The following is a 22211-nucleotide window of genomic DNA, read 5'->3' on the forward strand; positions in this document are numbered from 1 at the left end:
GTCCCGCTGCACGCAGAAAGGGCAAGGCAGCCTGCTAACGAGACAATCCTGGATAGGTGCCGGAATTTCATCGCTTTTCGTCCTGCTGCCTCGCCTCGGCAGACCTCTCGGAACGCCGTTCGGCGGAGTGCCAACCTGCTCGACCAAACACAGGCAATTGCTGGACGGTTTCCGGTTCATTGGCAAGGCCAGGGATCCGCGATCCGCAAAGACCGATGCCAAAGCCGATTACCACAGCGATGACATGACCCCCGTCCGCAAGCGGATCCGGCGCGATCGCATATTTCGCCGCCACGAAGCCAAGGACAGCGATCAGCCCGAATACACCTTTCCGCGTTGAGGCGACCAAGACCCCGATCAACCCAAACCCTCCCATAGACATGCCGACATCCGTGACCCCCTTGAGCGCAGCGAGGCCGGGGATCAGGGCTACGGTGGCCAGCAGGATCACGGTCGCGGTGATATCGATGCCAAAGAACAGCCCGGCGGTGCGCCAACTGCCCCACAGCCATTCCGCGGCACCGATCACGATGGCCGCGAAGAGAAGTTGGCGCAGCAACATCGGCAGATCGTGCGAGAGGAAGATGGCGGTGGCAAATCGCAACGGATCGCCGCCGCGGATGGCGTCCACGCTAATGCCCCATGTGGCGAGCGCATCGGGATCGATTTGCCCTGAAAACGTCCCGGCAAGCGCATTGGCCACCAGCATCACCGCGAGAAAGGCGAGCGTGAACGGCAGCCATCGGATCACCTTCGCGCCTGTCCGGGAGGCATGGGTCTCGGATTTGACGTTCATCCGCAGACTTCCCTACTTCATCAGGCCGCGAAGCCCGCCGGAGACCAGCACGTTGACCTCATAGAGGATTCTCGGCGCGGCCAGTCCGCCCGGGCAAGCGAGGTAGTTCGGCGACCAGACCGGGTCGAACTTTTCCTTGTAGGCCCGCAGCCCCTCGAACCGGTAGAAATGCTCGCCATGCTCGTAGATGAAGCCGCCGATGCGGTTCCACAATGGCGCAAGCTTGCGGTTCTGGACGCCTGCGAAGGGTGCTGCCCCCAGCGAGGCCCAGCGAAAGCCCGCGGCCGCGCCCCAGAGCATCATTTCGGCAAACAACGCATCCATGGCGAAATGCGGCGCGTCGGGCAGATAGCGCATGAGATCGAGCGAGAGTTCGTGCCGATTGGCCCCCTGGAACAGATTGGCAAAGGCGACGATCCGGCCCTCTGGATCGCGCAACACGGCCACGTCGAAATTGCGCATGTAGTCCTCTGTGAAGGCCCCGAGGGAAAAGCCTTTCTCCTCACCCTGTTTGCGCGCGAGCCAGGCATCGGAGATGGCTCGCAAATCCGGCAGGATCGGGTCCAGCTCGACGCGCGGGATCACCTCGAAGACAAAGCCGTCGCGCCCGGCACGATTGCGCGCCTGCCGTAGATCCTTGCGTTTTGATCCATCGAGCGTGAAGCCTTGCAGATTCACCCGCGCGACCTCGCCGATCTTGAGGATCGATAGCCCCAGATCGAGATAGGTCGGCAGGTAGTCCGGCGATACCGCGTAGAACGCCACCCGCTTGCCGGCCCGATAGGCGCGTTCCCGCAGCGCCCAGATCAGGGCTTCTCCAGCTTTCCTGTCGCCAACGGGATCGCCATTGGCGATCAACGATGTGCCCGTGTCCGCATAGGCGATGAAGGCGGTTTCATCGTCCGACACAAGGAACTGCTTGTCCCCGGTCAGGGCAATATTGGCTTCGGTGTCCTCGCTTTGCGCCACCAGCTGTTTCACAACATCGGGGATCTCGCGCGTCTCGCGAACCGCTGGACGGTGGTTGATGAGCGAGTTGACCACCACCACGACCAGAACGATCGCCATAACCAGGCTGGCCCGCAGAAACCGCGAAGCATCGCCGTTCCAGCTGAACTGCCACCACAGGGCGTTCCGGTACTCGACATGGTCATAGGCGAAGAACCCGATCCAAAGGATCGCCGCGGCCAGCACGAGGATGCTGAGGATCCACCGTCGATCCAGTCGAAAGAGCGAAACTTCTTCGGCGCGATAGAAGGCGGGGCGAAGAAGCCCCAATGTCACGAGCGTTGCGGCCATGGACACGGCTTCGACCCAGTCCAGCCCCTTGGCCAATGATGCGACAAAACCGACGCCAATAAGCGCCATGGCAAACAGCCACGCGCGGTATAGCTTGCGGTAGAGCCCCGCCGCCACGACGACGAGCAAAGCGCCCGCGAGGCTTCCGGCAAGATGAGAGGCTTCGATAACGCCCAGCGGAACGACGTCGCGCAGGATATCCAGCCGGCTGCCTTCGGCAGGCAAGTTTCCGGAGACCAGCAGGACGATGCCGGCAAGCATGGCGAGCGCTGACGCAAGGATCGGCACCACGGGTTTCAGGGCACGCCAAAGGACACTCGATGTAACCTGAAGCCGTCCCCTGTTGGCCAGTGCAGCAGCGATGGCGAGGCCGAACGCTGAGACCGCGAATGGGAGGACGGTGTAGATCAGGCGATAGAGCAGCAGCGAGGCCAGAACATCCGAGCGACCGGAGGCACCGAACCCGGCGATGATGGTCGCTTCGAACGCGCCCAGCCCGCCGGGCGCGTGACTGAGGATCCCGAGCCCGACCGCAGCAATGAAAACCGTCGCGAACACGGCTATATTCGGCACAAGGTCGGGCGGCATCAGCACATAGAGCGTCAGGGCCGCACCTGAAACGTCGAGGATACCCGCCAGCGTCAGACCGGCAGCCTGCGCTGCCCCCGGCAGATCGACACTGTATTCGCCCGATTTCACCTGCCTTTTGCCCGAGGCCAACCAGAGCAGATACCCGCCGAACCCGGCAAGCAGGACAAGTCCAAGCGAGGTCTCGAGCGCAGGTGGAACATTGATGACCGCGCTCAACCCGGCAGGGTGAAGCGCCAGCAGCGCTCCGAACCCCAGGACCAGCGCGGACACGAAGCCCGACCACGAAATCGCGACAATCGCGGTGATCTTGACCAGATCCAGCCCGAACGCGGAATAGACCCGATAGCGAACGGCCGTACCCGTCAGATACGAAACCCCGAGCAAGCCGGATATCGCATAGCCCGCAGCCCCGGCGATCATCGATACCCGCGCGGGCATCCTGCCCGGAGCGACGGCGCGCATCGCAAGAAAATCGTAGGCTGCGATGCCGACGAAGCTCAGTGCGGTGCAGGCTAGCGCGGCAAGAAGCACAGCCGGTTGCGCTGCCGCGATGTCGGCTTTCACGTCGACCCACCGCACATGGCTGGCCAGCTTGTGCAGCACGAACACCGCAAGGATGCCGATGATGACGGGAACCGCGATCTTGACTGCCGGGTGTTCGAACGCGCGGATCACCCGGGACAGTCTTGTCGGCGTCTCGGCGGCGGCCATCGACGCGTTCCTGGCGAAGGGCGATCGCTGGAGCTCTTCTTTTGCGGAATTTCCGCTGAATTCGCGTCCGGTCTTGGCGTTCATGTCAATTCTCGGCCCATGCCGATTTTGACAACATGACAAGAGAAAGGCCGGTCGAGAGAAAGTTCAAACCCAACATCAGGCCCAGCGTCCAGCTTGCAGTCCAGGGCCAACCAAACAGGATCACGATGCCGGCGACGAAGGAACACAGGCCGCTGAACACGAGCCACCCCCAGTTTGAGACATGCGCGCTGCTGCGTAGCCCGAAGAGGATGGAGAGAACACCTTCCATCAGGAAAGACAGCATCATCAGGACGGTTAGCGCAGCGATGCCCGCCAGCGGAAACAGGACAAGTGCGACACCGAGAACAAACAGAAGTCCAAATGCCGCGGCACCGTAGCGCCATTCCGGCGCGGGCCGAATTGCCCACGAAAACCAGAGGCCGACAGCCCCCCACAGGGTCAGCATCCACGCCACCAGAAGCTCTGCCCCGAAGGTTGCGACGGAAGGCAGTAGAATGGCGAGCACTCCAAGCACCGCAAGGATGATGCCGACCAGGCCCAAATGTTTGAAGCCTGCCCGACCGGCATCCGGAGGCAACGCGATTTTCAGATCGTTCGGATGAGTTTGCATTGGTGTTTCTCCGTTGCGCCCGCAACGTTCCATCGGGCACGAGAAAGCACTACGCGCGCGCCATCGCCCGAAACTCACGCGAATCTTACATCCATGCAAAGAACGCCGTTTCGCTGGCACAAGGGGGCAGATTTTCGTTAGATGGCCGCAAGGAGTTGGACGCCGATGAAAATCATTCTCGCCGAAGACGATGCCAAGATGGCCGACTACATCGTCGCCGGCCTGTCCGAACACGGCCATTCCGTCGATCACGTCGCCGATGGAAGGGACGCGCTCAGCTATTGCCTCTATAACGACTGCGATCTGGCGATCCTCGACCGCATGCTGCCGGGAATGGACGGGCTGTCGGTGCTGAAGGCGCTCAGGGCCTCGAAGAAATCCATCCCGGTTCTTTTCCTGACAGCGCTCGGACAGGTCGATGACCGTGTCGAAGGTCTCGCGGCAGGCAGCGACGACTACCTCACCAAACCGTTCCACTTCTCCGAACTTGTCGCCCGCATCGATGCGATCGTCCGCCGCAAGACCGAGACATCCGCCGATGCAGTCCTGAAGGTGCACGACCTGACACTCGATCTTCTGTCACGCACCGCCATGCGCCAGGGCACCGTGATCGAGCTGCACAACAAGGAATTCACCATCCTGGAAATCCTCATGCGCAATGCCGGCCGGGTCGTGACCCGCACATTGCTGCTGGAGCGGGTGTGGAACTTCAATTTCGAGCCCAACACCACAGTCGTCGAGACGCATATGAGCCGATTGCGCGCCAAGATCGACAAGCCGTTCGGCACACCGCTGATCCACACGATCCGCAATACAGGGTATTCGATGCATGGACCGCGGTGACGTCCTTTCAGGCGCCGCGTTTTCGGCGGTCCTGCGATCCGCTTTCGCGTTCGTTGTCGTGCTCGTGCTGGGTGGCTGGGCGGCGCTGGTCTATGTCGAGCGCAGCCTCATCGCCGAACTCGGCGACGATGTGCAGCAGCGCTGGAACATCATCGCTACCGACCACGCGAACGAAGGCAGGAGCCACGTGACCGCGACGATCGAGAAGGTCGCGCGCGTTTCAACGAACGGGCATCACGCCGCGGCCCTTTTCGGGCCGGAAGACGATGTCATCGCCGGAAACCTTCTGACACGGCCGGAGGGCCAGGGCCTGCAGGTCGGCCCTTTGGACCATGCCCTCGCCTCGCCGGACGATATCAGCCATGAATACGTCTATGTTTCCGGCCCGCTGGGTGACGGCGTCCTCGTCATCGGACAACGTCTCGACCTGCTCGACCGCACGAAAGTCCTGATCTTCCGAACCCTGGCATTGAGCGGATTCCTTATCGTGCTGACGATGCTGTCGTTCGGGTATTTTCTCAGCAACAAGAGCCTCCGGCGATTGCGGGACATCGAAACCGCCTTGTCGAAAGCCAGCGACGGGGACATGGCGGCCCGGATTTCCGATGACGGCGGATCGACGCAAATCGACCGGATCGCACGGGAGATCAACCTGCATCTGGACCGGCTGTCGCGGATGATCGCCACAACGCGCAACACGGCCGCCGCCACCGCGCACGATCTGAAATCGCCGCTGGGCCGCGCCTATCTCTCGCTCGGGAAAGCCATGGAGATGGTGGACCGGGACGAAGATCCATCCGAAGCCCTCGCCGACACGCAGGACGAGCTTGAGAACATGCGCGTCATCTTCGAATCGTACCTGCAACTGTCCCGGATCGAAGCAACCGGGGAAGAACATCTGACCGCCCATGTCGATCTGAAAGCCCTGACAGCCGAATTGACAGAGACCTTCGCCCTGATTGCGGAGGATGAGGACCAGAGCTTGTCGTTCGAGACAGATGCCGGGCAGGACTACGGGGTCACGGGCGACGCCCAGATGCTGCAGCAGTTGGTGGTAAACCTGCTACAGAACGCGGTCACCCACGGCGCCGCCGGCAACAGGATCGAGGCGAAACTGCGCCGGACGGACGGACACATACGGCTCACGGTGGCCGATACGGGACCCGGAATTCCCGATGACGCGAAGCAGCGCGTTTTCGAACCCTTCCACCGACTCGATCCCAGTCGGACAAAACCGGGAAGCGGTTTGGGTCTGGCCCTCGTGCAGGCGATTGTCGAGAAACATGGGGGAAGCGTCACGCTCAAGGACAACCATCCAGGCCTGATCGTCGAGGTAACCCTGCCGGTCGCTTCAAACCAGCAGTCGTCTGAAACTTGAGACCATTTGCGCGACTGTCGATCGGCACAGGCCCGAAAGCGCGGCTCAGCCGTCTCCCTCGACTTCTTCCTTGAACTTCGTGAAGAACTGGCCAGCCAGCTTGTTGGCTGTGGAACTGATCAGGCGGCTGCCGAGCTGGGCGATCTTGCCGCCGACATCGGCTTTCGCCGTGTAGCGCAATATGGTCGCGTCGCCGTCTTCCTCCAGTTCGACGTCCGCGCCGCCCTTGGCGAAACCGGCGACGCCGCCGCTCCCCTCGCCGGCCAGCGAGAACCGCTCCGGCGCCTGGCTCTTGTCCAGTGTCACCTTGCCGCCGAACTTCGCTTTCACCGGCCCGACCTTCAGCGTCACCTTCGCTTCCAGTTCGTCATCCGCGTTCTTCTCGAGTTCCTCGCAGCCGGGAATGCAGGCCTTGAGAACCTCCGGATCGTTCAATGCCTCATAGACGCGGTCGCGCGGGGCTTCGATCCGGATTTCGTCTTTCATTTCCATGGGCTGGTTCCTCGATTTTCCACGGCGGGACCGGCCTTGTAGCACAGTCACCCGCACATGTTTAACCACTGAAATCTCCGGCCGGAAAAACAGCGCCTTCCGGCGCACCGGTATTCGTCCCGATTGAGCGCGCGGCCGCTCCGCTGGTGCGATCCGACCGTCATTTTGCATTCGGCAGAAAACCGGATATGGGCTGGGGCGCATCATTCCGCCGTCCCAACTGCCCGAAACGGATCCCATGACCGACAGCTCCGATCGCCTCGTCTTTGCCATCGACCTGGCCCGCAGGGCCGCCGAACTCGGCCTTTCGCATTTCCGCTCACTCGACACGCTGACCATCGAAAGCAAGGGTCATCAGGACCTCGTTTCCAATGCGGACAGGGACGTCGAGACTTTCGTGCGCGGAGAAATAGCCAAGGCCTATCCCGAAGACGGGATCGTCGGCGAAGAGCATGCGCCGGTCGCCGGCACCAGCGGCCGCGTCTGGGTGATCGACCCGATTGACGGAACCGCGAATTTCGTGCGCGGCATCCCGGCCTGGTGCGTTGTTCTGGCCTGCGCGAAAGAAGGCGTGACGGAAATCGGCGTGATCTGCGAGCCATGCTCCGGCGAGACATTCTGGGCGGAACGCGGCAAGGGCGCGTTCGTCAACGGCAAGCCGATACGCACGACCGCCGCCAGTTCGCTCTCGGAAGGATCCGTGGCGATCGGCTTCGCCGCCGTCCGACAGGAAACGGCACCCGCGATCCAGGCGATCACCGATCTTCTCGCACAAGGTGGCGTGTTCTTCCGCAATGCGTCAGGCGCGCTGATGCTCGCCTATGTCGCCGGGGGCCGTCTGCTCGGCTATATCGAACAGCACATGAATTCCTGGGACTGCATCGCCGGCCTGCTGATGATCGAGGAGGCTGGCGGCCGGATCATGCCGACGGACCCGGCCACCGTCGTCACGGAGGGAACCGTCGTGATCGCAGGCGGAGCGAATGTCTATCCGCATCTGGAAACCATTGCGCGCGACGCCTACGGATTGTGACCGGTCACACCGGCTCCTTCAAGCGCTCGATCGCCTGTGGCACCTGCGTTAGATCGTCGATGACGACATCCGCGCCAAGCTCGTCGACGGGCACGGTCGTGTAGCCGCCACGTACCGCGATCGACGCCATCGGAGCCGCTTTCGCCGCCTCGATGTCGGCCGGGCTGTCGCCGACCATCAGTGCCCTATGCGCGCCAAAACCGAGTAACTCGAGCGCATGTAGCAGCATGTCCGGCGCCGGCTTGCGCGCGGGGCCGGTATCGCCGCCAACGATCGCGTGGACCGAACCGCCGAGCCCGAAATGCTCAACGATCGTACGCGCAAACCCTTCCGGCTTGTTGGTGACGACCGCGATCTTCACGCCGGCCCGCGCATAGGCCGTGACCAGCATCTCGGCACCGGGCATCAGCGTGGTTTCGTTTGTGAGGTGCTTGCCATAGATCCCCATCATGCGATCCGTCATGGCGGAGAGCGTATCGCCTTCGAGTACGATGTCGCGGGCGGCAAAGGCCCTCTCGACCAGTTTGCGCACGCCGTTTCCGATCATCATGCGCACCTCGTCGACCGAAAGGGCGTCCTTGCCTTCGGTGGCGAGGAGGTCGTTGACCGCCGCCGCGATGTCCGGCACCGAGTCGATCAGCGTCCCGTCGAGATCGAACAATACGACCTGCGGCCAGCCGCATCGGTCGCCGCCCTGCGCGAAGTGCGAGCTCATGCCGTTTCCTTCCACTTGATCGAACAGCCCATGGACGGGATTTGCTCGCGCGGCCCCTCGCCCGTCTCGGCGACCCCGCGCATTGCCTCGAAAAGATCGCGGCGCAGGTCGGCATCGCCAGCTTTGTTGCGCGAAGCATCGAGCCGGCCGCGATATTGCAGCTCCATATCACTGTTGAAGCCGAAGAAGTCCGGCGTGCAAACCGCCTCATAGGCCCGCGCAACGGATTGGTCCTCGTCATGCAGATACGGGAAGGAGAAGGCGTGCACGGCGGCAAAGTCTTTCATCCGCTCAAAGGAATCGGCCGGATAGGCGTCGGCGTCATTGGAATTGATTGCGACGAAGCCGATACCGAGCGCCTCGAGATCGCGCGCATCGCGCACGACACGGTCGATCACCGCTTTCACATAGGGGCAGTGATTGCAGATGAAGGCGACCACCAGCCCGTTCGGCCCGGCGCAATCGAAAATCGAGAAGGGTCGGCCTTCCGTGCTCATCAGCCGCGCATCGACGGCCTTCCAACCAAAATCGCAAATCGGTGGAACCGAGGCCATTCAAACGCTCCTTGTCCGTCAGGCGGCGGCGCGGACCGCACCGTCGGCAGCTTCGCGGATCGCCTTGATGTTCGCGGCATAAGCCGCCACCTCGCCGCCTTTGAAGACGGCAGATCCGGCCACCAGCACATTGGCGCCGGCGGCAGCGACCAGCGGCGCGGTCTGTGGCGTCACGCCGCCATCGATCTCGATATCGATCGGCCTGTCGCCGATCATGTCCTTGATCCGCCGGGTCTTCTCGACAACCGACGGTATGAAGGCCTGCCCGCCAAAACCCGGGTTAACCGTCATCAGCAGGACGAGATCCAGCCGGTCCAGCACATATTCGATCACGTTTTCCGGCGTCGACGGATTGAGCGACACGCCGGCCTTCTTGCCCAGATCGCGGATCGCCTGAAGCGACCGGTCCAGATGTTTCGTCGCCTCCGCGTGAACGGTGATAATGTCGCATCCGGCATCGGCGAACGCGCCTAGAAACGGATCGCAGGGTTCGATCATCAGGTGGCAGTCGAACACCTTGTCGGTCCGGTCGCGCACGGCCTTGATGATCGGCGGACCGAAGGTGATGTTGGGAACGTAATGCCCGTCCATGACATCGAGATGAATCCAGTCCGCGCCGGCGCGCACGACCGCCTCGATCTCGTCGCCGAGCTTCGAGAAGTCGGACGAAAGCACCGACGGTGCAATGAGGGTTTTGGATGCCATGGCGAAGGTCCTCCGATCGGGATTGCCTACCTGGTGAGGTTGGCAAAAAGGCTTGGCAGTTTGTCCGGCAGGCGTTCCACCTGGCGGCTGATTGTATAGTTGTTCAACCCGAATATGCGCGCGACATATCGATCCGCCTCCGGATCCAGTGTCAGGCAATAGCTCGATATTCCCAATCGTTGTAACTCGGCCATCGCTTTTTCGCGTCCATCCTCAGATATTGCAGGGCGCGTTCGTCGCTATAGGCCGTTTCAGGCAAACAATGCCCGCGACATCGGTGACGTGCTCGAACGGAGACCGTCGATCACGTCGAAATGATGCCTGTCAGGCTCCTCGACGCACTCGGTCGCCAGGCCTAGGCCACGCCATACATTGGCGAGCAGTGCATTCTGGCGCACAAACTCCGACCGCTCGCCCGCGCCAACCCAGCAGATAACCGGCACATCGACCACCGGTTCCAGCAACGCCGGGCTTTCCGCCCTCGCCTCCGCCGCATCCAGCCCGATCGTGTCGTTCAACTGCGTCCGCATCATCGGTCTCAGATCATGCACGCCCGAGATCGGCATGACCCGGTCGATACGATCCAGAACAGTGTCCGGAAGGCCTGTTCCGCCACATAGCAACCGGGCGACGATCTGCCCGCCGGCGGAATGCCCCGCCAGCCGGATCGGCCCGTCGATCCGCGCCGATGCCAAGGCGACCGCGCGCGAAATGGATTGGGCGATCTCGCGGACATGCACCTCGGGACAGAGCGGATAGGACGGCATGGCCACCGCCCAGCCGCACGCCAACGCGCCCGCTGCAAAATGCGACCATGTCGACTTGTCGAACCGTATCCAGAAACCGCCGTGCACGAAGACGAAGAGTCCCCTGGGCGTTTCGTCCGGCATGAACAGGTCCATGGTTTCGCGCGGGTGTTCGCCATAGGCGATGTCCGTGGTCGACTTCTTCGCGGCCAGTCGCCGAAAGTCTTCCGCCGGCCCGGTCCAGGCATCCGGCCAGCGTTCACCACCGGCGATGTTCGGACCATTGGCGTAGGCGTTATCCCAATCCTCGACACGAAACAAAGTCATCGATACGGCCTCCTCACACGCCGAGATAGCGGGCGGTCACATCGTGCGTCAGGTCACCGGTCGCACCGGCCCACACGCTCTCACCCTTTTCCAGAACCACGCAACGGTCGGCGACGGAAGCGAGTTCGCGGATAGACTTGTCAACGACGAGGATCGACAGCCCTGCCGATTTCAGGTCGCGAATCGCCGCCCAGATTTCTTGCCGCACGACCGGGGCAAGCCCTTCTGTCGCCTCGTCCAGGATTAACAGCCGCGGATTGGTCATCAAAGCGCGGCCGATCGCGAGCATCTGCTGCTCACCGCCGGAGAGCAGCCCTGCCTTTTGAGACAGACGCTCGCCCAATCGAGGAAACAGCCGCGTCACCGCGGCGATGTCCCATGGTCCGGATCGCGCTGCAGAAACAAGGTTCTCCTCGACGCTCAGCGGGGCGAAACACCGCCGCCCTTCGGGCACGAGGCCTATCCCCGCGCGCGCGACGCGGTGCGAAGCCAGCGGGCCGAGGTCCCTGCCCGAAAAGCGGATCGAGCCGTCGCTATGGCGCAGCATGCGCATGATGGTGCGGATGGTCGTCGTCTTGCCCATGCCGTTGCGCCCCATCAGCGCAACCGCCTCGCCTTCGCCGACCTGAAGATCGACACCGAACAGAGCCTGGGATTCGCCGTAGAAGGCGGTGACGCGGGACAATTCCAGGAGCGCGCTCATGCGTCGTCTCCCAGATAAGCGCTCTGCACCTCGGCATTCGCGCGGATTTCATCGACCGTGCCGGTCGCGATGATGCGCCCGTAAACAAGAACCGAGATCCGGTCGGCCAGCGTGAAGACGGCGTCCATATCGTGTTCCACGAGCAGGATCGGCGCCTCATGGCGCAGGTCGGAAAGGATCGCGGTCATCTCCTGCGACCCCTCCGGCCCGAGCCCCGCCATCGGTTCATCGAGCAGGAAGACGCGAGGTTCCATCGCCAGCGCCATCGCCAGCTCGAGGCGACGCCTTTCGCCATGCGACAGGATCGAAGCCGGTACGTTCTCCCGGCCCGAAAGGCCCACGCGCTCCATGAAAGCGCGTGCCGGCCCGGTCAGCGCCGCATCGCCAAGTGCCGGACGAAGGAAACGAAAGGTCGCGCCGCTCGCGCCCTGAACCGCGAGGACGACATTCTGCAGCGCCGTGAATTCCGGTGCGACGGAGGAAACCTGGAAGGTCCGCGCCAGACCGCGCCGCGCCCGCGCCACCGACCCTTCGCCGGCCAGGTCGCGCCCGGAAAACAGTATGGCGCCGGCATCCGGGTGTAACTCCCCGCATATCTGCTTGATCAAGGTCGACTTCCCGGCCCCGTTTGGACCGATCAACGCATGAATCTCGCCCGGACGAAGATCGAAATCGATACCGTCGCTGACCGTGAGCGCGCCGAACCGTTTCGTCAGCTTGCGAATTTCGAGGACCGGATCAGTCACGATGCGGCCTCCTTGTCAGGACGCCGATCAGCCCGCCATGGGCGAAGAGCACGACGAGGAGAAGCAGGAGCCCGAGCAGAAACTGCCAGTACTCGCTGACGCTGCCGAGTTCGTGTTCCAGCAGGATGAACAGCGCCGCGCCTGCTAGAGGCCCGAAATGCCGGCCCACACCACCCAGGATGACGAAGACCATGATCTCGCCCGATGTCTGCCAGGACAACATCGACGGACTGACAAAGCGGTTCAGATCGGCATAGAGCGCGCCGGCAAGCCCGGTGATCATGCCGGAGATGACGAATGCCACGAGACGCAGGCGATAGGGATCGATCCCGACGGCGCGCACTCGCTCGACATTCTGCCGGGCGCCTTGCAGCGCAAGGCCGAAGCGCGAGCGCGACAGCACGACAGAAACCAGAACAGCCAGCAGGAAGCAGGCGAAGGCGACGGCGAAGAATTGCAGCGGATCGAGCGTGTTCAGTCCGGGAAACTTGTCGCGGACATAGATCGGCAACCCGTCCTCGCCGCCATAGGCCGGCCAGGAGACCGCGAAATAGAAGACCATTTGCGCGAAGGCGAGCGTGATCATGATGAAATAGACGCCGCTCGTGCGCAGGCTGAGCGCGCCGATCACCAGCGCCGCGATCCCGGAGGCGGCAAGCGCGACCGGCCAGATGATCAGCATCTGCTGCGTGCCACCGATCGCGAAAGGCCATGTCATGAGCGGCGTGTAGCTCTGCGCGTGGCTGGCGAGGATGCCAGCCGCATAACCGCCGATTCCGAAAAAGGCGGCATGGCCGAATGACACCAGCCCGCCATAGCCAAGCGCGATGTTGAGGCCGACGCCCGCCATCGCGAAGATCGCCACCTTGGTCGCCAGCGTGATGATGAAGGGCTCGCCTGCCGCTTGGGCTACCAGCGGCACTGCGACGAGGATCGCGACAAGCGCGGTGTTGACCGTCGTTTCGCGAAACATCAGGTGCCCGCCCCGTAGAGCCCGCCGGGCCGCACCACGAGCACAAGCGCCATCAGGATGTAAATCAGCATGGAGGCCAGCGCCGAACCGACGGCGGTCGCATCCGATGCGTTCATGAAGGCTCCGAAGAAGACCGGAAGAAGGAAACGCCCGAGCGTATCCGTGATACCGACGAGGAGCGCACCGATGAAGGCGCCCTTGATCGAGCCGATACCGCCGATGACGATGACAACGAAAGCCAGGATCAGCACAGGTTCGCCCATGCCGACCTGCACAGACTGGATCGTGCCGACCAGCCCTCCCGCAAAGCCGGCAAGCGCCGCACCGAGCGCGAAAACGGCCGTGTAGAGCAGTTTGATATCGACGCCCAGCGCGGCGATCATCTCCCGGTCCGCCTCGCCCGCCCTGATCTGGATTCCCAGCCGCGTCCGGCCAATCAGCAGGAAGAGCAGGATCGCAACGCCGATGCCGGCAACGATGATGGCCAGCCGGTAGAGCGGATATTGAACCCCGCCCGGCAGCGCCACAGCGCCAGAGAGAATTTCGGGCACATCAAGATAGAGCGGGAACGAGCCGAACAGCCAGCGCGTGCCTTCGGAGAACATCAGGATCAGCGCGAATGTCGCAAGCACCTGATCGAGGTGATCGCGACGGTAGAGCCTACGGATCACGACGATCTCCATGATCGCGCCGGCAAGCGCCGCGGCGACGAGGCTCGCCACGAGACCCAGCCAGAAGGAGCCTGTGGCGGTCGCAACCGCCGCGCAGGCAAAAGCGCCGACCATGTAGAGGGAACCGTGGGCGAGATTGATCAGCCCCATGACGCCGAAGATCAGCGTCAATCCCGCCGCCATGAGGAAAAGCATGACGCCGAATTGCAGCCCGTTGAGAGCCTGTTCGATTAAAAGGGCTGCGCTCACGGCGACGCCGTCCCGGGGGCTGGAATGCGGTAGCGGGCCGGCGAACCGGCCCGCGCCATGTCAATCACATCTTGCAGTCGCCGACATAGGCGTTGTCGCGATCGGTCATCGCGGTGGCGACGATCTTGTTGGTCAGGATGTCACCTTCCTTGACCACTTCGCGCACATAGATGTCCTGGATCGGATGGTGGTTGGAGGCAAAGGAGAACTTGCCGCGAACCGAGTCGAAATCGGCTTCCTCGAGCGCTTTCTGGAAGGCATCGGCATCGGAGACGGACGCCTTGTCCAGTGCGGAGAGCATCAGGTTGGCCGTATCGTATCCATAGGATGAATAGACAGAAGGCAGCCGGCCATATTCGGCCTGGTAGCTTTCCACGAATGCCTTGTTGGCCTCGTTGTCGATGTCCTTCGACCAGTTTGCGGTGTTCTTGACGCCGAGCGCCGCGTCGCCGACCGCCTGAAGGATGTTCTGGTCGAACGAGAAAGCCGGCCCGATCAACGGCGTGTCGACACCCGACTGAGCGTATTGCTTCATGAAGGCGATGCCCATGCCGCCCGGCAGGAAGAAGAATACGCCATCGGCGCCGGAAGCGCGGATCTGTGCGATTTCGGCGGCATAGTCGGTCTGGCCGAGCTGCGTGTAGATCTCGCCGGCCAGTTCACCGTCATAGAAGCGCTTGAAGCCGGACAGCGAATCCTTGCCCGCCGGATAGTTCGGCGCGAGGATGAACATGTTCTTGTAGCCGGCTTCCTTGGCATAGGCGCCGGCGGCTTCGTGCAGATTGTCGTTCTGATAGGAAATCGAGAAGTAATGCGCGTCGCATCCCGGACCGGCCAGTTGCGACGGAGCGGCGTTGACGGACAGATAGAATTTCCCCTGTGCCACCGCTGCGGGAACGACCGCCATGGCGAGGTTCGACCAGATGATGCCGGTCAGGATATCGACCTTGTCCGACTGGATCATCTTGTCGGCGAGCTGAACCGCGACATCTGGCTTCTGCTGGTCGTCCTCGATGACGACCTCGACGTCGGAATTGCCGGAATTCTTGATCGCCAGCATGAAACCGTCGCGCGCATCGATGCCGAGGCTGGCACCACCGCCCGAAAGGGTCGTGATCATGCCGACCTTGACCGGTTCCGCGTAGGCGGCCGTCGTCGCCGCCAACATCGCCACTGCGGCCAGTGTGCTCTTTATCATTTTCATGTGTTGCCTCCCGGTTGTGATTTGAAGCGGAAACGGCGGCCCTTGGGGGACCGCCGTCAGAACGCCTTGAATGTGAGTGTCGTCAGCGAGCGCGAGATGCCCTCGATGTCGAGAATGTGGTCGTTGATATATTTGCCGACATCCTCGTCACTTGGAATGTACAGCTTCATCAGCAGGTCATAGTCGCCGCTTGTCGAATAGAGCTCTGACGCGATCTCGCGCTCATAGACCCTGTCGGCGACCTCGTAGGCCTTGCCCGGACGACACCGCAACTGAACAAATACGCAATTCATGGAACGTTCCCCTGACGTGGCCCGGCGCGGACAGGCTGTGCTTGGCCCTATCCTTGAAGATTGAAATCACAAAAGCAACCGAGAAGTTTCAAGCTTGAAGCATTTTTCCTCGAACGGATTGCCTGCCTAGTCGAAGACGATCGACGGGGCGGACTGCGCCGTCGCGCCGATGCGCTCCTGAACCGTGCGGGCGATATCGCGATAGACCGCCGCATGCGGGCTCTCCGGATCGGAAACGACGATGGGCGTGCCTGCGTCGGATTTCTCGCGAATATCCATCGTCAGCGGCACCTCGCCGAGGAACGGCACACCCAGACGCTCCGCTTCCTTGCCCGCACCACCATGGCTGAAGATGTCGTGGCGCGATCCGCAGTCGGGACAGATGAAATAGCTCATGTTCTCGATGATGCCGAGCACCGGAACCTCGACCTTGCGGAACATGTTGAGGCCCTTGCGGGCGTCGATAAGCGCAAGATCCTGCGGGGTCGAGACGATGACGGCCCCGGCAAGCGGCACATTCTGCGCCATGGTCAGCTGCGCATCGCCCGTGCCGGGCGGCATGTCGACCACCAGCACGTCGAGTTCGCCCCACTCGACTTCCTTCAACATCTGGTTGAGCGCCGACATCACCATCGGCCCGCGCCAGATCATCGGCGTATCCTCTTCAACGAGGAAGCCCATGGACATCACCTTGAGCCCGTAATTCTCCATAGGCTTGAGCGTCCTGCCGTCAACGGTGGTCGGCTTGCCGGAAATTCCCATCAGGCGCGGCATGGAGGGACCGTAGATATCGGCGTCGAGGATACCGATCTTGAGACCGAGACCGCTCAATGCAAGGGCAAGATTGACGGCAGTCGTCGACTTGCCGACCCCGCCCTTCCCCGAAGCGACCGCGATGATCGACCGGATGCCCGGAACGCCGGCTGGCTTGCGCAGCCCGCCCTGCGGCGGCGCCTGTCGCGCCGGCTGTGGCGCAGGTTGCGGCTGCGGATTGGGCGTGCCGGCCTTCTTTGCGGCGGTCAGAACCACGCCGGCCTTCTCGACACCGTCGATACCGAGCACCGCCTTCTCGGCGGCTTCGCGCAGCGGTTCGAGTTCTTCGGCCCTTTCGGCGGGAACGGTAATGGAGAAAAAGACTTTCGAACCGGCGATGACGATCTCGGAGACAAGCCCCAGATCCACGACGTTGCCGTCCAGATCAGGCCCCTTGACCCGCCGCAGTTGCTCCAGAACGTGATCCTTGCTGATAGCCAAAGTCTTCCCCTTCGATTGCGTCTCTCGTTCGCAAATAGGCGATTTGCGATGACGTTCCAATGGGGTGGCCGCGGTTGTTGAATCAAAATCGCAACCGCGGCGCGGATCAGGAGACCGTCGGCTTGCCGGCAAGTCCCGCCATGAAGCTCTTCGGCGTGACGATCCCCGCCCGTGTGCCGGACCGGGTCACGAGCAGCGGTTCGTCGTTCGACAGGAACATGTCCATGATTTCCGCGACGGCCGTGTCATGGGCAACCGAGCGCGCATCTTCCGGCAGATCGCCGTCGATCATCACGTCTTCGGCACACAACACGCCAAGCGGATTCATGTGCGCGACGAAATCGGCGACATATTCGTTTGCCGGATTCCGGATAATCTCCTGCGGCGTGCCGCATTGCACGATGCGTCCGCCTTCCATGATCGCGATCCGTCCGCCCAGCTTGAACGCCTCGTCGAGGTCGTGGCTGACGAATACGATCGTGCGCTTCAGATTGGCCTGGAGTTCGAGCAGTTCGTCCTGCAGGCGCGTGCGGATCAGCGGATCGAGTGCCGAGAATGGCTCGTCCATGAGCAGGATCGGCGCTTCCGTGGCGAATGCCCGCGCAAGCCCGACACGCTGCTGCATGCCGCCCGACAATTCGGAAACCTTGTGATCGGCCCAGTCGCTCAGACCGACGAGATCGAGCTGCGCGCGCGCCTTCTCCTCGCGTTCGCGCTTTACCATGCCGTCGAGTTCGAGACCGAAAGCGACATTGTCCAGAACATCGCGCCATGGCAGCAGGCCGAATTGCTGGAACACCATGGCGACGCGGTGAAGCCGCATGTCGCGCAGTGTCGCGGCATTGGCTTCGGTGATGTTGGTCATCCCCTCGCCGTCATTGATCAGCACCGAGCCGCGCACAACCTTGTTCAGCCCGTTGACCGCCCGAAGAAGCGTGGATTTTCCGGAACCGGAAAGCCCCATCAGCACGAGGATTTCGCCTTCCTCCACCTCGATGGAACAGTTGTGCACGCCCAGCACCTGACCGGTTTCCTGCTGGATTTCGGCGCGGTCCTTGCCCTCGTCCATCATCGGCAAAGCGGATTTCGGGTCCGAACCGAAGACGATGCTCACATTGTCGAAAACAACAGCCTTGCTCATGTCCGGTCCTTTCCGAGATGCAGCATCCGGTCGAGAATGATAGCGACGACGACGATGATGAAGCCGCTCTCGAAACCGAGCGCGGTGTTGACCTGGCCGAGCGCGCGCATCACCGGCACGCCGAGACCGTTGGCGCCGACAAGCGCCGCGATCACCACCATCGACAGCGACAGCATGATGGTCTGGTTCAGACCCGCCATGATCTGTGGCAGCGCATAGGGCAACTCCACCTTTACCAGCTTCTGCCATCCCTTGGCACCGAAGGCCTCGGCCGCCTCGAGCAGCGGCGTCGGTGTCGAGGACACGCCAAGATAGGTCAGGCGGATAGGAGCCGGCAGAACGAAGATCACGGTTGCGAGAAGGCCCGGCACCATGCCGACGCCGAAGAAGACGATCGCCGGGATGAGGTAGACGAAGGTCGGCAGCGTCTGCATCAGGTCGAGCAACGGCTGGAGGAACTGGTAAAGCCGGGGCCGGTGCGCCGCCGCGATCCCGATCGGAACGCCGATCGCCATGCAGACGAGGCAGGAGGACAGAACCAGCGTCAGGCTCTCCGTCATCTCCTCCCAATAATCCTGGTTGATGATGAACAGGAAGCCGAGAAAGACGAGCAGGCAGATTTTCCAGCTGCGCTGCAAATACCAGGTGAGCCCGACGAAAACGGCCACGATGATCAGCGGATGGGGCGACTGAAGAACCCAGAGAATCCCGTCGATCAGGCGTTCCATCCATTCCGCCAGTCCGTCGAAAAACCAGGCGCCATGGTGCTGGAGCCAGTCAAACACGGATTTCGCGGTCTTGCCGACCGGAATCTTGTGGTCAGTCAACCATTCCATTCAGTACCCCTCCGATGTCGCGGCGATCATGTTCCGCGCCAGCCGCAGATGGCGGGCGCGGGCCGATGGTTTTACGCAATGCGTTCGAAATCAATCCGAAGTCTCGGGATTCGCGAATCCCGCAATGAAAAAGGCCGGGCTTTTTCAAGCCCGGCCCGTTAGTTTCAGAGGCCGAAGGCGGACTTCACCGCAGGAAGCCCCGGCTCCCCGTCCTTGGTCGTCACGCCGTCGAGCCAGCCGTCGAGGACGTCCGGATTTGCCTTCATCCAGGCAAGCGACGCGTCGTCGGCATCCTCGCCATCGTCGAGGATCGCACCCATGATCTCGTTTTCCATCGGAAGCGAGAACTTGAGATTGGTCAGGAGCTTGCCGACATTCGGGCATTCCTCGGTGTAGCCCTTGCGGGTCGTGGTGTAGACCACACCTTCGCCGCCGAAGAAGTCTTCGCCGCCCGGAAGGTATTTCAGGTCGAAATTGGCGTTCATCGGGTGCGGTTCCCAGCCGAGGAACACGACAGGCTCTTTCTTGTCATAGGCGCGAGCGACCTGCGCGAGCATGCCCTGCTCCGAGCTTTCGACGATCTCGAAGTCCTTGAGGTCGAACTTGTTCTCCTCGGTCAGGCTGACCAGGTAGCCATTGCCCTCGTTGCCCGGCTCGATGCCGTAGATCTTTTCGTCGAGTTCGTCGGCGAATTTGTGAATGTCCGCATAGCTCTTCAGGCCGGCTTCCCATGCATAGGTCGGCGTTGCGAGCGTGTATTTCGTGCCTTCGAGATTGACGGCGACCTGTTCGATTTCGCCACTGTCGAGATACGGCTTGATCGCGGCGTTCTGCGCCGGAATCCAGTTGCCGAGGAAGACGTCCACATCGTCCTTTTCCAGCGATGCGAAGGTGACCGGAACCGACAGGACCTTAACATCGACTTCATAGCCGAGCGCTTCGAGAACCTGCTTGGTGGCCGCCGTCGTGGTGGTGATGTCGGTCCAGCCGACATCCGAGAACACGACCTCGTCGCATGCGGCAAGCGCTGTCCCGGAGGATGCGACGAGCGCGATCGCCCCGGTCAATGTGCTTTTCAAAATGCTCATCTGTTACTCCTGATAGCTGGTGATAACTGGCGGTTTTTATTGATTGACGGATCAATTAAAAAACAATTAGGGATGGATGGCAAGTGAGGATTGGAGAGTGCGGTGCCCAAGGTCGGTATGGAACCAATTCGCAGGGACGCGCTGGTCAGCGCGACCATTGCCGAAATCGGGGCATCTGGTTCGCTTGAGGTGACGGTCAGCGCCATTGCGCGCCGCGCCGGCGTATCGCCCGCCCTCGCCCATCACTACTTCGGCTCCAAGGAACAGATCTTCCTCGCCGCCATGCGGCGCATCCTGTCGGACTTCGGCTCGGATGTGCAGAACCGGTTGAAATCGCAGACCGATCCGGTCCAGCGACTGCACGCGATTATCGCCGCCAGTTTCGGACCCGACCAGTTCGACCGCGAGATCGTCGCGGCCTGGCTCGCCTTCTATGTCCAGGCGCAGAAATCGCCGGAGGCGGCGCGGCTCCTCAGGATTTACGCCCGGCGCCTCGACTCCAATCTCGTCTACAACCTCCGCAAACTCGTCGATGAGGATACCGCCCGGCGCATCGCCCAGGGCCTGTCGTCCATGATCGACGGCTTCTATATCCGCCACGCTTTGCAAGACCACGTGCCCGATCGCATGGGAACCATGCGCCTCGTTTGCGAATATCTCGAGATGTGCCTGAACAGGGAGACGCGAAAGTGACCTCCGCACCGAATATCCTGATCCTGATGGTCGACCAGTTGAACGGAACCTTGTTCCCGGACGGTCCCGCCGACTGGCTGCATGTGCCCAATCTGCGCAAGCTGGCGGATCGTTCTGTCCGCTTCGCCAATGCCTATACCGGCTCTCCGCTCTGCGCGCCCGGCCGCGCCAGCTTCATGGCCGGCCAGTTGCCGCGCCGCACCCGCGTCTATGACAATGCCGCAGAATTCCAGTCCGACATTCCGACCTATGCGCATCACCTTCGCCGCGCCGGCTACCAGACCTGCCTCTCCGGCAAGATGCATTTCGTCGGTCCCGACCAGTTGCATGGTTTCGAGGAGCGCCTGACAACCGACGTCTACCCGGCCGACTTCGGCTGGACACCGGACTATCGCAAGCCGGGAGAGCGCATCGACTGGTGGTATCACAACATGGGCTCGGTCACCGGCGCAGGCGTCGCTGAGATCACCAACCAGCTCGAATATGACGACGAGGTCGCCTATCACGCAACGCGCAAGGTCTATGATCTGGCACGCGGGCGTGACGAACGGCCATGGATGCTCACCGTCTCGTTCACACATCCGCACGACCCCTATGTCGCGCGGCGCAAATATTGGGACCTGTACGAGGATTGCGAACATCTCGACCCGGTCGTCCCGTCGATCCCCTACGAGGAACAGGACGATCACTCGAAGCGGATCTTCGACGCCAATGACTGGCGCAGTTTCACCATCACCGACGAGAATATCCGGCGTTCGCGCCGCGCCTATTTCGCCAACATCTCCTATCTCGACGACAAGATCGGCGAAATCCTGGAGGCGCTGGAAACCACGCACCAGGCCGACAACACGATCATCCTGTTCGTGTCCGACCATGGCGACATGCTGGGCGAACGCGGCCTCTGGTTCAAGATGAGCTTCTTCGAGGGCTCGTCGCGCGTGCCGCTGATGATCGCAGCACCCGGCGTCTCGCCGGCCCGCGTTACCGAGCCTGTCAGCACGATGGACGTTACGCCGACCGTCTGCGATCTCGCCGGCATCGACATTGCCGAAATCATGCCCTGGACGGATGGCGAAACGCTCGTGCCCGCAATGAACGGGACCAAACGCGAAACGCCCGTACGCATCGAATATGCCGCCGAAGGCTCCTACGCCCCGCTCGTCTGCATCCGCGAAGGCAAGTGGAAATACACCCATTGCGAACTGGACGAGCCACAGCTCTTCGATCTCGAAGCCGATCCGCATGAATTGACGAACCTCGCGCACGCCCCCGACCATGCCGAAACGGCCTCCGAATTCGCCCGGAAAGCCGGCCGGTTCTGGGACATGGCGGCCTTCGACGCGGAGGTGCGCCAGAGCCAGGCGCGGCGATGGGTCGTCTATGAGGCCCTGCGCAACGGGGCCTATTATCCCTGGGACTACCAGCCGCTACAAAAGGCGTCCGAACGCTATATGCGCAATCACATGGACCTGAACGTTCTTGAAGAAAGCCAGCGCTTTCCGCGGGGGGACTGAC

The 22211-nt window shown here is 62.1% G+C and carries 24 protein-coding genes; 5 read left to right on the forward strand and 19 right to left on the reverse strand.

The genetic code is table 11. The annotated features are described in order from the left end of the window. Positions 1 to 67: 67 nt before the first annotated feature. The 3 genes from LC343_RS00715 to LC343_RS00725 are packed head-to-tail and all read right to left on the reverse strand — an operon-like array spanning position 68 to position 4052. Positions 68 to 751 carry a hypothetical protein gene (locus tag LC343_RS00715; protein ID WP_223475173.1) on the reverse strand — a complete coding sequence of 228 codons (684 nt, stop codon included), beginning with the start codon at positions 749 to 751 and terminating at the stop codon, positions 68 to 70. A 57-nt stretch (positions 752 to 808) separates the two neighbouring features. Continuing rightward, positions 809 to 3481 carry a bifunctional lysylphosphatidylglycerol flippase/synthetase MprF gene (mprF, locus tag LC343_RS00720; RefSeq protein WP_223475174.1) on the reverse strand — a complete coding sequence of 891 codons (2673 nt, stop codon included), beginning with the start codon at positions 3479 to 3481 and terminating at the stop codon, positions 809 to 811. A gap of 1 nt (position 3482) precedes the next feature. After that, positions 3483 to 4052: an HdeD family acid-resistance protein gene (locus LC343_RS00725; protein ID WP_223475175.1), complete on the reverse strand. Its 570-nt coding sequence runs from the start codon at positions 4050 to 4052 to the stop codon at positions 3483 to 3485. Between the two features lie 165 nt (positions 4053 to 4217). On the opposite strand from LC343_RS00725, the gene LC343_RS00730 reads away from it, so the two are divergent. Both LC343_RS00730 and LC343_RS00735 read left to right on the forward strand, forming a co-directional pair. After that, on the forward strand, positions 4218 to 4895 hold the full coding sequence (locus tag LC343_RS00730; protein ID WP_223475176.1) for a response regulator: 678 nt from the start codon (positions 4218 to 4220) through the stop codon (positions 4893 to 4895). Then, a complete protein-coding gene (locus LC343_RS00735) occupies positions 4882 to 6273 on the forward strand; it encodes a sensor histidine kinase (RefSeq protein WP_223475177.1) in 1392 nt (463 codons plus the stop codon). The genes LC343_RS00730 and LC343_RS00735 overlap by 14 nt, the downstream gene beginning before the upstream one ends. A 45-nt stretch (positions 6274 to 6318) precedes the next feature. On the opposite strand, the gene LC343_RS00740 is transcribed toward LC343_RS00735, so the two are convergent. Beyond that, a complete protein-coding gene (locus tag LC343_RS00740) occupies positions 6319 to 6765 on the reverse strand; it encodes an SRPBCC family protein (protein WP_223475178.1) in 447 nt (148 codons plus the stop codon). A gap of 238 nt (positions 6766 to 7003) precedes the next feature. Here LC343_RS00740 and LC343_RS00745 point away from each other — a divergent pair, with 238 nt between their 5' ends. Further along, the gene (locus LC343_RS00745; RefSeq protein WP_223475179.1) at positions 7004 to 7798 is read left to right on the forward strand and encodes an inositol monophosphatase family protein; all 795 of its coding nucleotides are present in this window, start codon (positions 7004 to 7006) and stop codon (positions 7796 to 7798) included. A 4-nt stretch (positions 7799 to 7802) separates the two neighbouring features. On the opposite strand, the gene gph is transcribed toward LC343_RS00745, so the two are convergent. The 15 genes from gph to choX form a co-directional block, all read right to left on the reverse strand. Continuing rightward, complete coding sequence (gph, locus tag LC343_RS00750; protein WP_223475180.1) at positions 7803 to 8513, reverse strand: phosphoglycolate phosphatase; 711 nt, start codon at positions 8511 to 8513, stop codon at positions 7803 to 7805. Continuing rightward, on the reverse strand, positions 8510 to 9067 hold the full coding sequence (locus LC343_RS00755) for a thioredoxin family protein (protein WP_223475181.1): 558 nt from the start codon (positions 9065 to 9067) through the stop codon (positions 8510 to 8512). Before LC343_RS00755 ends, gph begins: the two co-directional genes overlap by 4 nt. Before the next feature lie 18 nt (positions 9068 to 9085). Beyond that, positions 9086 to 9772: a ribulose-phosphate 3-epimerase gene (gene rpe / locus LC343_RS00760; protein ID WP_223475182.1), complete on the reverse strand. Its 687-nt coding sequence runs from the start codon at positions 9770 to 9772 to the stop codon at positions 9086 to 9088. Between the two features lie 26 nt (positions 9773 to 9798). Then, complete coding sequence (locus tag LC343_RS00765; RefSeq protein ID WP_223475183.1) at positions 9799 to 9966, reverse strand: hypothetical protein; 168 nt, start codon at positions 9964 to 9966, stop codon at positions 9799 to 9801. Between the two features lie 57 nt (positions 9967 to 10023). Then, the gene (locus LC343_RS00770) at positions 10024 to 10845 is read right to left on the reverse strand and encodes an alpha/beta hydrolase (protein WP_223475184.1); all 822 of its coding nucleotides are present in this window, start codon (positions 10843 to 10845) and stop codon (positions 10024 to 10026) included. 13 nt (positions 10846 to 10858) lie between these two features. Next, complete coding sequence (locus LC343_RS00775) at positions 10859 to 11548, reverse strand: ABC transporter ATP-binding protein (protein WP_223475185.1); 690 nt, start codon at positions 11546 to 11548, stop codon at positions 10859 to 10861. Continuing rightward, positions 11545 to 12294: an ABC transporter ATP-binding protein gene (locus LC343_RS00780; protein WP_223475186.1), complete on the reverse strand. Its 750-nt coding sequence runs from the start codon at positions 12292 to 12294 to the stop codon at positions 11545 to 11547. Before LC343_RS00780 ends, LC343_RS00775 begins: the two co-directional genes overlap by 4 nt. Then, positions 12287 to 13267 (reverse strand): branched-chain amino acid ABC transporter permease, encoded by a 981-nt coding sequence (locus LC343_RS00785; protein ID WP_223475187.1) that lies wholly within the window; start codon positions 13265 to 13267, stop codon positions 12287 to 12289. Before LC343_RS00785 ends, LC343_RS00780 begins: the two co-directional genes overlap by 8 nt. After that, positions 13267 to 14187 (reverse strand): branched-chain amino acid ABC transporter permease, encoded by a 921-nt coding sequence (locus tag LC343_RS00790; RefSeq protein WP_223475188.1) that lies wholly within the window; start codon positions 14185 to 14187, stop codon positions 13267 to 13269. The genes LC343_RS00785 and LC343_RS00790 overlap by 1 nt, the downstream gene beginning before the upstream one ends. Positions 14188 to 14251: 64 nt before the next feature. Beyond that, positions 14252 to 15385, reverse strand: a complete 1134-nt coding sequence (locus LC343_RS00795) for an ABC transporter substrate-binding protein (RefSeq protein WP_223476080.1) — start codon at positions 15383 to 15385, stop codon at positions 14252 to 14254. Between the two features lie 62 nt (positions 15386 to 15447). Beyond that, on the reverse strand, positions 15448 to 15684 hold the full coding sequence (locus LC343_RS00800; protein WP_223475189.1) for an Lrp/AsnC ligand binding domain-containing protein: 237 nt from the start codon (positions 15682 to 15684) through the stop codon (positions 15448 to 15450). A gap of 126 nt (positions 15685 to 15810) precedes the next feature. Beyond that, complete coding sequence (gene apbC / locus LC343_RS00805; protein WP_223475190.1) at positions 15811 to 16938, reverse strand: iron-sulfur cluster carrier protein ApbC; 1128 nt, start codon at positions 16936 to 16938, stop codon at positions 15811 to 15813. Between the two features lie 106 nt (positions 16939 to 17044). Continuing rightward, positions 17045 to 18079: a choline ABC transporter ATP-binding protein gene (choV, locus tag LC343_RS00810; RefSeq protein WP_223475191.1), complete on the reverse strand. Its 1035-nt coding sequence runs from the start codon at positions 18077 to 18079 to the stop codon at positions 17045 to 17047. Continuing rightward, positions 18076 to 18915 (reverse strand): choline ABC transporter permease subunit, encoded by an 840-nt coding sequence (gene choW, locus LC343_RS00815; protein WP_223475192.1) that lies wholly within the window; start codon positions 18913 to 18915, stop codon positions 18076 to 18078. The genes choV and choW overlap by 4 nt, the downstream gene beginning before the upstream one ends. Before the next feature lie 164 nt (positions 18916 to 19079). Beyond that, the gene (gene choX / locus LC343_RS00820; protein ID WP_223475193.1) at positions 19080 to 20003 is read right to left on the reverse strand and encodes a choline ABC transporter substrate-binding protein; all 924 of its coding nucleotides are present in this window, start codon (positions 20001 to 20003) and stop codon (positions 19080 to 19082) included. Between the two features lie 102 nt (positions 20004 to 20105). Between choX and betI the strand changes: the two genes are divergently transcribed. Both betI and betC read left to right on the forward strand, forming a co-directional pair. Beyond that, complete coding sequence (gene betI / locus LC343_RS00825; RefSeq protein ID WP_223475194.1) at positions 20106 to 20696, forward strand: transcriptional regulator BetI; 591 nt, start codon at positions 20106 to 20108, stop codon at positions 20694 to 20696. Further along, positions 20693 to 22210: a choline-sulfatase gene (gene betC, locus LC343_RS00830; RefSeq protein ID WP_223475195.1), complete on the forward strand. Its 1518-nt coding sequence runs from the start codon at positions 20693 to 20695 to the stop codon at positions 22208 to 22210. Before betI ends, betC begins: the two co-directional genes overlap by 4 nt. Position 22211 lies beyond the last annotated feature (1 nt).

It is taken from the genome of Oricola indica (assembly GCF_019966595.1).
In the GTDB taxonomy this organism is placed as follows: Bacteria; Pseudomonadota; Alphaproteobacteria; order Rhizobiales; family Rhizobiaceae; genus Oricola; species Oricola indica.